Here is a 14,495-nt window from a genome sequence, read left to right on the forward strand (position 1 = left end):
TGAAAAAAAATTCCTAAAAATGATCCTGTTCGGGTTCGGCCCAGACGCGGGCTTCGTCCTCGAGCCAATCGACGTGAATCACGTTGGGGTTGCAACAGACCGGGCAATCTTCGACGTATTCTTGTCGGGTTCCGGAGGAAGGGTCCAGCGGAATGACAATTTCTTCGCCACAAGAATCGCAAACGTAAGAGGATTCGCTGTCCATTTTGACAATCCTGGCAGGTAAAAAGGGTGCCCGATGGTAAAAAGGCGGAACGTGTGCAAACGGCTTTGGGCGTTCTCGATGAAGTGCCGATGCTACCCTATAATCAAGCCGACGATGAGTATCCCCCGTTCTTTTCTTGAGTGCCATGCCCGGACCCGCAATCTCACGATCCGTTTCGTCCGGTAATAACGCGTCGGGCAGAAACGTCGATCCGACCGTGTTGCTCGCTCGGTTTGGTTTAACCCAATTTCGTCCCGGTCAACGTGATGTCGTTGACGCGGTCGCCCAGGGGCACGACGTGATGTGCGTGATGCCCACCGGGGGTGGTAAAAGTCTGTGTTATCAATTGCCAAGTTTAGGCCGCCCCGGGACGACGATTGTCGTGTCTCCGCTGATCGCGTTGATGAAGGACCAAGTGGATACGCTGAAGTCGCTGAACATCAATGCCAAACTGCTCAACAGCACGCTTAGCATGTCCGAGCAGGTTGATGTGATGCAGCAGATGTCACGAGGCGAGTTGGACTTGGTGTACGTGGCTCCGGAGCGACTTCGCAACACCCGTTTTCTCGAAGCGGTCGCGACCGCCGAGGTGACATTGTTGGCGGTCGATGAAGCCCACTGTGTCAGCGAGTGGGGGCACGATTTTCGTCCAGACTACTCGCGATTGGGACGATTCCGGGATCGTTATTTGGCGAATGTACAAACGATTGCATTGACAGCGACCGCGACGCCCGCGGTACGGCAAGACATCATCGATTTGTTGCGGCTACGCGAACCGAAAACGTTTGTCACCGGTTTTGCCCGCACCAACCTGCGATTCAGTGTGCAGCATTCCAAGGGAGACCGCGAGAAAGACGAGCAACTTGTCAAATACGTCAACCAATGTGAAGGCACGGGGATCATCTACGCGGCGACACGAAAACGTTGCGAGGAAATTGCGAGTTGGTTGCCAGAGAAAACACGACGTCCCATCGGAGCCTATCATGCGGGCTTGGAACCGATGCAGCGGCAACGCATCCAAGACGACTTTATGTCGGGAAAACTTTCCGCGATCGTGGCGACCAATGCGTTTGGAATGGGGATTGATAAATCCGACATCCGCTACGTGATCCATTACAACATGCCGGGCACGTTGGAAGCGTATTACCAAGAGGCGGGGCGTGCCGGGCGGGATGCAAAAGACAGCGATTGTTTGATGTTGTTTTCTTACAACGATCGCTATATCCAAGAATTTTTTATCGAAAACCGCTACCCTTCGCGTGAAACCGTATCGAAGGTTTACGAATTTTTGCTGTCTCGCGAAGAGGACCCGATCGAGTTAACGCTTGAGCAAGTTCGTGCGGCGATTGACGTCAAAGACGGCAGCGAAGCGATTGGCACCTCGCAAACCTTGTTGGCCAAGGCGGGAGTACTGAAGCGGCTGGACAGTTCGGCAAATAATGCGATTGTTCGCATCGATAGCAACGCGCCGACGATGCTGGATTTTCTGCCGCGAGAGGCAAAAATTCGCCGCCGCGTGATGATGGCCGTCGAAAAAGTGATTGGCAAACAACGCGGCGAAGATGTCTATGTGACCGTCAAACGATTGACCGAACTCGCCAACGTCGACCGCGACCAACTCGCCCGGACGCTTCGCGAATTACGGCGTTTGAAAGGGTTCGATTACGTGCCGCCATTCCGCGGACGTGCCGTTCATCTCGTCGAACGCGACATCCCCTTTGATTCACTCGAGATCGACTTCGAAGAACTCGAACGACGTCGTCAAGCCGAGCACGCAAAGCTGGATGCTGTGATCGGATTTGCGCGTAGCAATGGTTGTCGCCAACGTGTGATCTTGGATTACTTTGGCGATCCCGAAAGCAAGAATTGTGGCAATTGCGACCGCTGTAATCCCGAGGGACGGCGGGCCAACGCGGCGGTGGATCCGGCGGAGGTTGCCAAAGCATTTGCTGGGGTCGATCGCGATGGATTTGTGCGAGGCGTGCGTGTGGTGCTCAGTGGTGTGTTCCGCATGCATGCACGGTTTGGCAAAAATCTAGTGGCCCAGATGTTGTGTGGTTCGAAGAACAAGAAGTTGCAACAGTGGAAACTGCACCGGCTTAGTACATACGGTTTGTTGTCGCTGTTAAAACAGTCCGAAGTGGTGGCGGTGATGGATGCGTTAATCGAACGCGGGCTGCTCGTTCAACGCGAAGTCGATGACCGCCGTCCCACCGTCGATCTGAGCGACTATGGCAGTTTGGTGATGCACGCCAAAGAACCGATCAATGACACGTTGGGGATCAAGTTTCCGCTGGTCAAACGGTTGTCGGCAGCAGCGAAAAATCTCGAAGCCGCCGATGTTCATGAAAAATCGAGCCCCACTCTGGACGATCCCGAAACGTCCGAGGATGCCGCACCGCCATCGGCATCGGACGAATTGAAGTCCGAATTAAAGGATCGGCTGAAACGGTGGCGTCAAAAATCCTCCGCCGCGCTCGCGATTCCGGCTTATCGCATTCTGAGCAACGCGACGATTGACCGCATCCTCGATTCGATTCCTGGATCGACCAGCGAGCTCGAGAAGATTTCCGGAGTGGGGCCCGCGACGATTGAACAATTTGGTTACGACATCATCCAGTTGATCGAGTCGGTAGTCGCTGAGCATGCTTGTGCCACGCAGCCCACCCCGGATCCGTCGCCAGCCATCACACCGGCCAACATGCCCGCCATCACGCGGGCATCGGAATGGATCGAGCAGGATGCCGCGGACGACGACGAGGCCGAGCATCGGCAGCGAAATCACGAGGAGGACCCGATCGATTCGCAAAGCGATCGATTGGACAACCCGGTTGTGAGTAGCCCGGTTGTGAGTAGCCCAATTGCTAGCAGTGATCCGAACCTTCGTGACAAGGATGGCAGCGAGAACGTTGGTCCTAAGGAAACGAGTCACAAAGAGAAAAACGTCGATTTCGATGCTTCGTGTTTTCAAACCGAGCTTTTTGAATCCGAAAACGCGGACGTGGGGCGTGGGGACACTCCGCAGCACCGCCCCCCTGAGATTTTGGAGCTCGATTCGGTCGGCCCGCTCGGCACAGATCCGGCTTTGACCACCCCCGCCGCCGACGAAGCCGCAGACGCTTATTGGACTTGGCGGCTGTTCCGCGACGGGTACACCGTGTCTCAAGTGGCGTTAATTCGCCGTTGTCCCGCAGCAACTCTGGCTCGCCAGTTGGAAATTGCAGCTGCGGTAGGGCATCCCATTGACTCCGGTTGGCTGGAGGCGGCGCGTGCGGTGAAGTCTTAGCGGGCGAGCAAGCCCGCGCCCCGAGCAAGCCCAAGCCGAGCAGGCCCAAGCCGAGCGAAACCTGGTCTGCGGATGCTTCTGCCCCCCCCGCGACAACGATTTGAGCAATCCTCTCGGCGTGACGCGCAATTTACTGGCAGACTTGACGTCCACGGGAAACTACAGCGAAGCGCGAGCTTTGCAATTTTGGTCGGTTAGTCATCCAGCGTTACAGTCGATACAATCGGGCCGGACTACCTGCGATGCGACGAACCTTGGGGTAAGAAACGATTGCCCAATTGGCTTCTTGAGCAAGCATTTACAGTAAAAGGGTGTGTCGGGCTGAAACAATCGGCATGCAACGTGCACCCCAGTCAAATGGGGCTGCAGGTATGACAATTTTAACAACAAAAAACGCTCGTTAGCACGGGGGTTGGCGTGATCGCCAAGCCAATGCGGGATGACGAGTGAGCAAGAGAATAAACCTCCGGGTGAAGGCTGACAAAGGAAACCGATGGATAAAAGGTCCGACGAGAAAGATTCGGAAAAGGGTGGCAGCGGCGCGAACAAGCGTGGCAACAACACGTTTCTGATCGCGTTGGTGGTCGCAGGATTGATCGCCATGCTGTTCATGAATCGTGGTGCGAACATTGCCGAGGTGTCCACCAGCTTCTTCCTTGATGAACTCGCTAAAAACAACGTCGAAGCGGTCCAGATCGGGGATCAGCGAGTCTATGGAACGTTCAAGGTTCGCCCCGAAGCCCCGCCGGTGATCGAGGATGGCAAGCTAAAGCCGCAGGTCGATGACGAGGGTAAACCGGTCCGGTTGGCCAAAGAGTTCGTTTTCCGCCAGTCCAACGATGCGGGGGCGACGGTTCGATTGCAGGAGCGATTGGAGGCGGCCGATGTCGATTTTCGCGTTTTACCCCCTGATAATTCGCAGCAGATCATCAGCATCATCGCGTTTATCATTTTGCCATTGGGAATCGTTTTCTTTCTGTTCATGATGCTCCGCCGCACGCGAAGCGACATGATGGGAGGCGGTTTTTTGTCAGGATTCAGCAAGAGTCCAGCAAAGTTGTTCGAAGCATCCGACAAAATGATCACCTTCAACGAGGTGGCTGGACTCGAAGGAGTCAAGGCGGATCTGCAGGAGATCGTCGAATACCTCAAAACGCCTGAAAAGTTTCAGCGACTCGGCGGATTTGTCCCCAAGGGCGTGCTGTTAAACGGACCTCCTGGTACCGGTAAAACCCTGTTGGCTCGCGCCGTGGCAGGCGAAGCGGGGGTGCCGTTCTTTTCGGTTAACGGTAGTGAATTCATTCAAATGTTCGTGGGTGTCGGCGCCAGTCGCGTTCGCGATCTGTTCCGCACCGCCAAAGAAAACAGTCCTTCGATCATTTTCATCGACGAAATCGATGCGGTTGGACGACAACGTGGCGCCGGCGTGGGCGGAGGTCATGATGAACGCGAGCAGACGCTGAACCAGATTCTCGGCGAAATGGACGGCTTTACGCAAAGCCAGACGGTGATTGTGATCGCCGCCACCAACCGTCCCGACGTTCTCGACCCGGCCCTGCTGCGTCCTGGACGTTTTGACCGTCACGTCACCGTGGGGCGTCCCACGATGAAGGGACGTGAGGAGATTTTTAAGGTTCATGTTCGCGATGTGCCGCTCGGGGACGATGTCGACCTCAAGCGACTCGCCGCAGGAACGGTTGGTTTGACCGGTGCCGACATTCGGAACATGGTCAACGAAGCGGCGTTGTGGGCAGCTCGGCAAGATAAAAAACTTGTCGAAATGAATGACTTTGATTTCGCTCGCGACAAAATCCTGATGGGGGCCAAACGCGAAGAGGTCTTGCAAGAGAGCGAGAAGGAAAAGACCGCCTATCACGAGGCCGGGCACACGTTGACCGCATGGCATCTCGATGGAGCCCACGTGGTTCACAAGGTCACGATCATTCCACGTGGTCGCGCCCTCGGTGTGACACAGTACGTGCCCAGCGAAGATCGTTTAAGTATCAGCAAACGAGAGCTCGAACATCAATTGATCGTGTTGTTGGGCGGCCGTGCGGCCGAGAAAATTGTTTACAACGAAACCTGTGTTGGGGCCGAAAACGATCTCGAACGCGCCACCAGTATCGCGCGGCGAATGGTCACCCACTGGGGCATGAGTCCCAAGGTGGGGCCGGTCAGCTACAAGACCAGCGACGAAGATCCGTTCTTGGGCCGTGAAATTCACCAATCACGCCAATTCAGCGAGCATACGCAAGAATTGATCGACGAAGAGGTCGCAAGGATCCTGTTGGAAGCCGACCAGAAAGCCGAGCAGTTGCTGCGTGAACATCGCGGTGAACTCGAGACGATCACGCGTTCGTTGCTGGAGCACGAAGAGCTTGGCGAAGCAGAATTGACCGATCTGATCGGGGTCTCGATTCAAGTTCGCAATCGCAAGAAAGGTGATCCGCCACCGGTCGAGCAAACGCTTGCTCCGGAAAGTGGTGCTGACCATAGCCCCGGTTCGGCCGTCGGAGGTCATTCCAATTCGTCACCGCAAGAGAGTTAGCGGATGGCGTCTTAATGGCCAAAAAGAAACGCGGAAAACAACGCACTGACTTTCGTAAAAAGTATCAGGGGCGAGTTCGCCAAGGCGACGTGACGCGAACCTTCCAGCAAGGCGATGTGGAAAAGCTTGCGGATGTGGTGCATGGGGAACGCGTCAGCGGCAAAGGCGAGCTGACGCGAAAGCGGACCGTCAACAATCCGACGATCGAGCAGGACGCGGACGGCGTAACCTCGTCGCCGGATCAATCGCTGATCAAAGGACGTGTAATCAGCGTTCATGGGTTGCGCAGCAAAGTGCTCGGCGAAGACGGCGTGTTCTATGAATGCGCGATCCGCCAAGTGCTGAAATCGCTCAGTATCGAACAACGCGGGGTGATCGTCGCGGGCGACCGTGTCTTTTTTCGCGCCGAATCTCCCTCCGATGGCATGATCGAAAGCATCGATCCCCGCAGCGGCGTGATTAGCCGGACCAGCCGGGGGCGACAGCATGTGATCGCAGCGAACGTCGATTATCTGCTGATCATCACCAGCGCGGCACAACCGGGATTGAAACCGGCACTGATCGATCGGTTTTTGTTGACCGCCGAACATTGTGGGGTCGAGCCCGTGATCGTGATCAACAAATTAGATTTGATCGATCCGGTTCCCTTGCAGCCGATGGTGGGGGTGTTTGCAGCGATGGGCTATCGCGTGCTCATCACGTCGGCCGAAGATGGCACCAATGTCGGCTATTTGAGGGCGTTGTTGGCAGGCAAACAGACGGCGCTCGCAGGCCAAAGCGGGGTCGGAAAAAGCAGTCTGCTCAACGCGATTGAGCCTGGACTTGGGTTGGCGGTCTCAGCCGTCAGCCAGGATAACGAAAAGGGACGCCACACCACGACGGCCACAACGTTGATCCCCTTGGAAGGGGGCGGCGCTGTGTTTGATACCCCTGGAATTCGTCAATTTCAGCTATGGGACATTGGATCGAGCGAGGTTTCAGCGTTAATGCCCGATCTGAGGCCCTACGTGAGCGGCTGTCGCTATCCAAATTGCTTGCATCTAAGCGAAGATGGGTGTGCGGTCAAAGACGCGGTGGCGGATTCTCGCATCGATGCTCGGCGTTACGATTCGTACTGCCACCTGATCGAGGAATTGCTTGGCGAAGAAGCAACGTTTCGTTGACCGACTTGGCAGCGCCGACTAGACTAGAAAGCGTTGCGAAAGCAGACAAAAACACGCAAAAGTCATCGAGTCGAGCTGATGGAGACAGCTTGATCGCAGACACCTTTTCTCTCTCATTCTGCGTTGCATCAACCGTTGTTTGATGCCTTTGGACGCATCCGCGTTGGTGATCTTTTTATGGCTGACGAATCAATTCGAACGGATGCATCGACCATTCGTCGTGGCAAGGACGACGATTTGAGTGCCGGAGATGCTCCGCCCGAATCGAGTTTGATCAAGTCGGCGGAGATCCAGGAAATTGCCGAAGCGAGAACGGTCATTCGCGGATCCTCTCGCGCTCACGCCGATGAATCGGCCTGGAACAAGCTTGATCGCACGCCTGCCTCGGTCGCCAACGTCTTGCTTGGCAAGCGGTTGAACCATTTTCTGTTGGAAGATTTTATCGGCGGTGGCGGGATGGGGGCGGTGTTCCGCGCCCACGACGAGCAATTGGATCGGACCGTTGCGATCAAGGTGATTCCGTTCGTAGGCGATGATCCTGATCTTAAGCGTCGTTTTCGTAACGAGGCGCAAAGTGCAGCGAAGTTGGATCATCCACGAATCGCCAAAGTGTTCGATGTCGGCACGTACGATGATTGGCACTACATTGTTTTCGAGTACATCCAAGGAACGAATATTCGTGACTTGGTTCATCGCGAAGGCGTGATGTCGGCCGACCAAGCGGTCTTTTATACCTGCCAACTTGCCGACGCGATCCAACATGCCTCGGATCGCGGTATCGTGCATCGCGACATCAAACCATCGAATGTGTTGATCGGCGATGGGCAAACGATCAAGCTTGTCGATATGGGGCTGGCACGCTCTGACAATTTTGAATTGAGCGAAGACATGACCGCCAGCGGAGTGACGCTGGGGACATTCGATTACATTTCGCCCGAACAAGCCAACGACCCGCGAGATGCGGACTTGCGAAGCGATATTTATTCGCTGGGTTGCACGCTGTATTTCATGCTGACGGGGCAACCGCCCTATCCCGGCGGCACGATGCTGCAAAAGCTGATCAACCATGGCAAAACGCCGCCTCCGGATGTCCGTCAGTTGCGAAGCGAAGTCAGTGGTGATTTGGCGGCAGTCTTACAAAAAATGTTGGCCAAACGGCCCGAAGACCGCTATCAGACCGCGATGGATTTGATTGCCGATCTGCAAGAGGTGGCTCGCCGCGAAGGCTATGAACGCGTGCAAACCTTGGGACCGGTCACGGTCAACAACAGCGGTCCATTGATTCAATTGATCGAGCAACATGCACCGTGGTTGGTGGCGTTTGCGTTGTTGATGATCACCGCGGCATGGTTGTACGTGGCATCGGATCTTGCGCGAGACGATTTTGCGATCGTGGTGCCGCAGCGTAATAGCGTGGTCAATTTGTCGGTGCAACGTTTGCCCGATGTCTCGCCCGAAAACAGGGCGTTAAGTCCAGAAACTGCAAACGGTCGGCCGGGGGCCGCCGTCAATGGGAGTGCCGAGAGCGTGCCACCATCGACAAAAGGTGCTGCCACGACAACGCCGAGTGGTTCCAGTCGCGACCCCAGTGCTGCGGCGGTTGCATCAGAGCGTTCACCCTCGGATCCGCCTCGCATGCGTGATTTACCGGTCCCCGAAGAACTTGGCGGACCTGCGGCATCGAGCCCGACCATGAACGAAACGCTCGATCCGACGACAACGGCTGCTGCGGGCGATCGCCCTGCCAGCGAGCGTCCCTCTGCCGAACGTCCGCTTTCAAATCCAACAGCCAATCCAACCGAGTCGACTGCTGCGACAGGGATCTCGGTGCCCAGCACAGCCAATCCGCGAGCGATTCGCGTCAGTTTGTCGATCTCGGGTTTAGTCTCGGACGAGTATGACGCGGAAGACTATGCGTACGTCTCTTCGTTAACGCAAGCGATTGAGTTATCGAGCGAACTTGGCGTCGATCGGATTGAAATTGCCGAACCGATGATCCGCAGTGCTCCGATCAAAATTGATCGTGATGGTTTGGTGATCAGTTCGAGTGTCGGCGGCAGCATCGTGGTGTTTGATTCGTCCGATTTGCCTTCGATTCATCCTGTGGAACTGTTCGATATCGGATCCAACCGAATCGACTTAGAAGACTTGCATCTGGTGTGGTCGGTCCCGGTTTCGTCGATGGGGGGTGGATGTTTGTTATCGCTGCAAGACAATCGACTTGTTCGTCTGACCGATTGCAGCTTGACGATCAAAAATCCGGTACGTCATCCCGATGTCTATGCGATTGACGTGACCACCCATACCGATGAGGTCCGTTTTCAAACGATGGGCCGCACCCCTTTGCTCGCTGACTCACCGCAGTCCACGGGAACGGGGTTTGAAAATGAGGACACCTCGTCCGCTGCGGTCTCCGGCACGGTGACGTCGGGACCTTTGCCACTCGTATCGATCGAGATGTACAACGTCTGTATCCGTGGCGAGATGACGATGTTGCATATGGATGTAGCAGCGGAACTGCAGATGCGTTGGGAAAACGGTCTGCTGGCGGTCACCGGACGGATGATTGATACGGCCGGTGCGGTCCGTCAACCACCGCCATCGGCACGTCCGATTCAGTTATTGTTGGACCAAGTCATCGCGATGGCCCCGCGTGGTTTGGTGCGAATGCGGTTAACGGCGACCGGCCCCTACCCATTGCCGGTCGACCGTGACGCCCGCAACTGCGTGTTCATCGTCAATCCGGACATTGCGGCCGTCGAAGTCTCGGGACTCGATCCCCTTGAAAACGATCCCTCGCTGTTGATCCTGCGTGGGGAAGCGAACGCCTACGACACTCAGCCCGATCTGTCGGATCCGATGTTGCGATTGGTCGATTCGCAAGGAAACCAAGAGGTGGTGCGAATGGTCGATTTGAAAACAGAATCGCCACAGTGGGCGGAGGAACGTTCCCCAAGATGGGCGGTGGATTGGGCTTCAGGAAACTTAAAAACGCAGCCTGCCAGCAGCCTAATGCCGGGCGATTTTCGCCAATATGGCTCCGTTATTAGTGGTTTTGACGAGCGGTCTTTGACGATTATGACCCCTGCAGATCTAGTCGAATTAGACGAAGAAAATTGAGTTTGATTTGACTTTTGGTCCGATCTAGGACTTAATAGTGCATTGTGAGGCCGTATCAGCGGTCCCACTTCCTGCCTCGCTCCAAGCTAGAGCCTACCTTTAATATCCAATTCGCGGAGAAAATGAATGAAACGTTTGGCAATCTGTCTCGGTTTTTTGTGCTTACTCATGACGCCAGCCATGGCAATCAGCGAATTTGGAAAGCAGTGGAAGAGCGAGTACCTGGGCGAAGATGCCGATAAGGATTTCGTCAAGCTTGGCAAAAAAGCCAACTGTTACGTTTGCCACGTGAAGGGGGAAAAGAAAGAAGAAGCCCGCAACGAATACGGTAAAGCGGTCCACGAATACTTGAAGGCCGAGGATTTCCCCAAGGAATACATCAAAGATCATCCAGAAGAAGCCAAGAAGAAAATCATCGAAGGTTTCAAAAAGGCTGCCGATCACAAGAGCAAGGATGGCAAGAAGTTTGGCGAGAAAATCGAGAACAACGAACTTCCCGCGACCGACGCCGGTCTCTAATCACGCTCCACCCTGCTCGCTGATCCTAATGGCGAGTTCTGTTTGAGTTTTTTCGCTTGCCGACCGTTTGAGTTGGCAAGCGTTTTTTTTTTAGCTTCCTCACGATCACAGTAAAGCACACCATGAATTGGATGATTAAACCGCTCGCGTCGATGTCACTCAGCCTGATGTTGGTCAGTCTCGCCACCGCAAACGACTCGGCTGTAGCGGACGACTCGGCTCCGCACAGCGAGGCAGGGTTTGTCTCGCTGTTCGACGGCGAGTCGTTTGACGGATGGAAAAAGGCCGAAGAGAATCCCGAGTCCTGGGTGATCGAAGATGGCCAACTTGTTTGCAAGGGCGAGCGTTGTCATCTGTTTTATGTCGGTGACCAAGCTCCGTTTAAAAACTTTCATTTCAAAGCCGAAGTCATGACCACGCCCGGCAGCAACGCTGGGATTTACTTCCACACCAAATACCAACCCAAGGGCTGGCCCAAATACGGTTACGAGTGTCAGGTCAACGTGTCCCACCATGACCCCAAAAAGACAAGCAGTTTGTACTCGGTCGACGACGTCGCCGATCCCGGTGTGAAGGACAATCAGTGGTACACGCAAGAGATCATCGTCAAGGGTCGGCACATCGAGTTGAAGGTCAATGGCCGGACGCTCGTGGATTACACCGAACCCGAGGGCAAAGAATCCTTCTCGGGTGATTTTGAGCGTCGTTTAAATGATGCGGGCACCTTTGCCCTGCAAGCTCATGATCCCAAAAGTGTGGTCTATTTCCGCAACTTGCGGGTCAAGAAACTCGCCGACTAAGCGTCGTCGGTAGGCTACAAGTTGCTGCTGTCGAAGACTTCTTTGTCCGCTCGCGAGCCGATCGCGTGGCGGACTTTGTCATCCAGACTGTCGGTCAGAAATTTCACCGATCCGTCGCAGAACAGAGTCACGACGCCACCCACATGAAAACTGCCCGCGGAAATCTCGAGTTCCTGTTTGGGGGCGATGTCGAGGTTCAGTGGATGGTACAGCGACATCAATGCCTCCGAGAAATCTGATCCGTTCGCTTTCCCTTTGCGACGGTCGAACTCGGGATGGTAGACCGCAAAGTGGCTACAGATATCGCACTTCGGTTCGTCAATAAAGCGGGTTTCGGCGCACAGTACCGTGTTGCTCAACCCATCTAAAATCGCGGCAAACGTGATCGGGCCCGGCCAAGGCAATTTGGCCGGAACGTTGGGCGGGTCGAGAGGATGGCGTTCGAATTGACCGATTCGCAACACCCCGTTGCCTCGTTCCATTCCCAATAACGACGAGTTCGAATAGCTGTCTCGCAGCACGTCGGATCCGGAATTTCCCAGATAGCTATTCATCGCTCGGGCCACATCGCTGCCATCAATCGCCAAGCCGTTACTGTCAAACAGAAACGTCGGGCCGGGTTCGGTGGGGCAGCGGTACATCGGTACCAACGTCGTGGCGAGGGTGACCAGTTGTTTGCGATCCTCGAACGTCACCGCGCCATTACGCATCGGAGGCACCATTTCCCACAATGCATTTTGCTCGGCGAATGGCAAAATATCAGTGGTCCAACTGTAACCGTGACCGCCTTTGGCACCCCACGGCAACGACCTGTAAGCCGATTCATAATTGTGGCACGCCAATCCAATCTGTTTCAAGTTGTTCTGGCACTGCATTCGCCTTGCCGCTTCACGAGCCGCCTGGACCGCAGGCAACAACAATGCCACCAAGATCCCGATGATCGCAATCACCACCAGCAGTTCGATTAGCGTGAAACCGGTGGACGCAATCGACCCTGATCGCATCGATCTGTGTTTCTGCGGCGGTGGGGTGCGATTGGCTAACATTGCAAAAATGGCAGGCAGAATGATTCGGCGGTTCTTAGGGGGGGATGCGGCTCAGCTTGTAGTTTAACCAGATCCGTTGATTTTGGAGCCTAGCGAAACTTTTTTCGCGTCTCGGCAGTGACGCCCACCGAGATTAGAACGCGTGATTGGCCCCCAAAGTCCCCTCCTTTTTTTACGAGTTGCCGCGGCGAGCGAGGGGGAGCTACGGGGTCAGGGGTCGCGTCGGAGGTCCCCGCTGCTACGTCCCAGTTTTGCCGCAAAATACTTTTGCCAAGCCAGCTTGTCATAGCCAAAATCGACGTCGGGTTCGATCATTTTCAGCAGCGTCAACACCGGAGGATTTTCAAGATAACGGGTCACCACCTTGGGTTTTCCTCCCATCGCCAACCCGCCGCCTCCGCCGCTGCTCGAACCAACCTGCATCCCGGGGCCGGCGGGTCCCGTTTCGGTGTGCTTGGTGACCAAAGCATTGATATAGGTTTGTGCCAATTCAGGTTTGGGGAAATAGCTGAGCGCTCGCGCGGCCCGCAAAACATCGCCGTTGTCCGAGCTTCCCAGCATATTGACGTAGGTCGCGACCGCCGAACCGCTGCCGTATTGCTCGAGTTCCTCCATGGCGGCCTCGCGGATCACGTGGTCCGATTCCTGCACTCCCACCCGGACCAACGCTTCGACCGAGACCGAATTGTGGAAACGACCGAGGATTTCGACCCACAGCCGTTTCAGCCGTTGGTTGTGATTGCCCTGCAACAATTGTTTGGCGATCGCCGAAGCGGCCAAGGGATCGTCGATTGCTTTGAGCGTCGCGATGGCTTCGTCCCCCTTGCTGCCGCCACGCACCGCGACGCGAATCAGCCGGTCGACCTCTTTGATCCACTTTTTGGAGTCGACATTTGTTGCGTCCTGGATTTCTTCGATCGCGGCCGCCTCAGGCAACATCCACTTTCCCGCTACCGAGATCATGCCCCGCGATCGCTGCAGATCGCTGTAGCGAATCCACTTCCCATCCTCGTTTTTTACATAATCCAACGCCGCGCGCGCCTTGCTATGCTCGGGATCAAAGCGAATCGCCAATTGCATGTGAAATCGTTTGTAGGCGTCGGTGTTGTCTTTGATATTTGTGGCACACCAAATCGCTAGCTCATATTGTAAATTGGGGTCTTCGCCCGCGATCGCCACATTACGCAGGTATTCCTCCAGTTTGTCGGACGAAACCACACGTCGAACGCGGCTTTGGGGAATTGCGACGCTGATCTCGTCATCGACCGCGACGATGTCCATTTTCTTGTCATCCAGCCGCCGGACTTTGCCACTGACGTGCCCCCCGCCAGATATTTCGACCGTGTCGCCGCGAAGGGACGCTGGTTCCGTCAGCAGGCTCAGGGCTGCGAGGGTCGCCACAGCAAGGCTCAGACGCTGCCGGGAGCCCTGAGAGCTCGAATCTCGCTTTGTTCGCCGAATGAGTGCATGCATGGGAAATTCGGGTGTCAGAGGAGGATTTAATGTCGCCCGACGTCTCCGACGCTGGCAAGAACAACCACGCCGATGTCGGAGGCATCCAGAGTCATCCGGTGACATGGGGGCGACATCCGGCGACATGGGGCCGATGCCCCATTCTACACGCAGGAAAGCGTGTTGAGACGGGGCAATTTGTGAAGGTTCCTCCGGTTAGCGAAGCCTCGACCTCCCCAGCGGCCGAGGTGGGCCACCACGAATCCGCAGAATCGTTCAATTCTGAACTCACAAACGCCGACAATCATACTTGACTAAGTAGATCATGTTTGTAGTATTTGGAAAACCAAGTCCTC

The 14,495-nt window shown here is 55.4% G+C and carries 10 protein-coding genes; 7 read left to right on the forward strand and 3 right to left on the reverse strand.

The window, feature by feature from the left end:
* Positions 1–13 precede the first annotated feature (13 nt).
* Positions 14–205, reverse strand: a complete 192-nt coding sequence (locus ABD971_RS30040; protein WP_008699114.1) for a CPXCG motif-containing cysteine-rich protein — start codon at positions 203–205, stop codon at positions 14–16.
* Positions 206–350: 145 nt separating this feature from the next.
* Here ABD971_RS30040 and ABD971_RS30045 point away from each other — a divergent pair, with 145 nt between their 5' ends.
* From ABD971_RS30045 to ABD971_RS30070, 6 genes are all read left to right on the forward strand, one after another.
* A complete protein-coding gene (locus ABD971_RS30045; RefSeq protein WP_345327391.1) occupies positions 351–3,491 on the forward strand; it encodes a RecQ family ATP-dependent DNA helicase in 3,141 nt (1,046 codons plus the stop codon).
* Between the two features lie 493 nt (positions 3,492–3,984).
* Positions 3,985–6,039 (forward strand): ATP-dependent zinc metalloprotease FtsH, encoded by a 2,055-nt coding sequence (ftsH, locus tag ABD971_RS30050; RefSeq protein WP_339937073.1) that lies wholly within the window; start codon positions 3,985–3,987, stop codon positions 6,037–6,039.
* 14 nt (positions 6,040–6,053) lie between these two features.
* Entirely contained in the window at positions 6,054–7,202 is a 1,149-nt protein-coding gene (rsgA, locus tag ABD971_RS30055; RefSeq protein ID WP_345327392.1) for a ribosome small subunit-dependent GTPase A, read from the forward strand.
* Between the two features lie 177 nt (positions 7,203–7,379).
* Complete coding sequence (locus ABD971_RS30060; RefSeq protein WP_345327393.1) at positions 7,380–10,322, forward strand: serine/threonine protein kinase; 2,943 nt, start codon at positions 7,380–7,382, stop codon at positions 10,320–10,322.
* Between the two features lie 126 nt (positions 10,323–10,448).
* Positions 10,449–10,841 (forward strand): hypothetical protein, encoded by a 393-nt coding sequence (locus ABD971_RS30065; RefSeq protein ID WP_339937077.1) that lies wholly within the window; start codon positions 10,449–10,451, stop codon positions 10,839–10,841.
* 122 nt (positions 10,842–10,963) lie between these two features.
* On the forward strand, positions 10,964–11,641 hold the full coding sequence (locus tag ABD971_RS30070) for a 3-keto-disaccharide hydrolase (protein ID WP_345327394.1): 678 nt from the start codon (positions 10,964–10,966) through the stop codon (positions 11,639–11,641).
* Between the two features lie 14 nt (positions 11,642–11,655).
* On the opposite strand, the gene ABD971_RS30075 is transcribed toward ABD971_RS30070, so the two are convergent.
* Both ABD971_RS30075 and ABD971_RS30080 read right to left on the reverse strand, forming a co-directional pair.
* The gene (locus ABD971_RS30075; RefSeq protein WP_345327395.1) at positions 11,656–12,645 is read right to left on the reverse strand and encodes a DUF1559 family PulG-like putative transporter; all 990 of its coding nucleotides are present in this window, start codon (positions 12,643–12,645) and stop codon (positions 11,656–11,658) included.
* Positions 12,646–12,897: 252 nt separating this feature from the next.
* On the reverse strand, positions 12,898–14,088 hold the full coding sequence (locus ABD971_RS30080; protein ID WP_345327396.1) for a HEAT repeat domain-containing protein: 1,191 nt from the start codon (positions 14,086–14,088) through the stop codon (positions 12,898–12,900).
* A 101-nt stretch (positions 14,089–14,189) separates the two neighbouring features.
* On the opposite strand from ABD971_RS30080, the gene ABD971_RS30085 reads away from it, so the two are divergent.
* Complete coding sequence (locus ABD971_RS30085) at positions 14,190–14,453, forward strand: hypothetical protein (protein WP_345327397.1); 264 nt, start codon at positions 14,190–14,192, stop codon at positions 14,451–14,453.
* Positions 14,454–14,495 lie beyond the last annotated feature (42 nt).

The sequence above is a fragment of the Novipirellula rosea genome, assembly GCF_039541335.1.
Classification (GTDB): domain Bacteria; phylum Planctomycetota; class Planctomycetia; order Pirellulales; family Pirellulaceae; genus Novipirellula; species Novipirellula rosea.

What these genes read in the sequence shown, in the direction of transcription:
- ABD971_RS30045 (WP_345327391.1), top strand. Translation starts at nt 351, where the DNA reads ATGCCCGGACCCGCAATCTCACGATCCGTTTCGTCCGGTAATAACGCG.
- ABD971_RS30070 (WP_345327394.1), top strand. Translation starts at nt 10,964, where the DNA reads ATGAATTGGATGATTAAACCGCTCGCGTCGATGTCACTCAGCCTGATG.
- ABD971_RS30085 (WP_345327397.1), top strand. Translation starts at nt 14,190, where the DNA reads ATGTCGCCCGACGTCTCCGACGCTGGCAAGAACAACCACGCCGATGTC.
- rsgA (WP_345327392.1), top strand. Translation starts at nt 6,054, where the DNA reads ATGGCCAAAAAGAAACGCGGAAAACAACGCACTGACTTTCGTAAAAAG.
- ABD971_RS30060 (WP_345327393.1), top strand. Translation starts at nt 7,380, where the DNA reads ATGGCTGACGAATCAATTCGAACGGATGCATCGACCATTCGTCGTGGC.
- ABD971_RS30040 (WP_008699114.1), bottom strand. Translation starts at nt 205, where the DNA reads ATGGACAGCGAATCCTCTTACGTTTGCGATTCTTGTGGCGAAGAAATT.
- ABD971_RS30075 (WP_345327395.1), bottom strand. Translation starts at nt 12,645, where the DNA reads ATGCGATCAGGGTCGATTGCGTCCACCGGTTTCACGCTAATCGAACTG.
- ftsH (WP_339937073.1), top strand. Translation starts at nt 3,985, where the DNA reads ATGGATAAAAGGTCCGACGAGAAAGATTCGGAAAAGGGTGGCAGCGGC.
- ABD971_RS30065 (WP_339937077.1), top strand. Translation starts at nt 10,449, where the DNA reads ATGAAACGTTTGGCAATCTGTCTCGGTTTTTTGTGCTTACTCATGACG.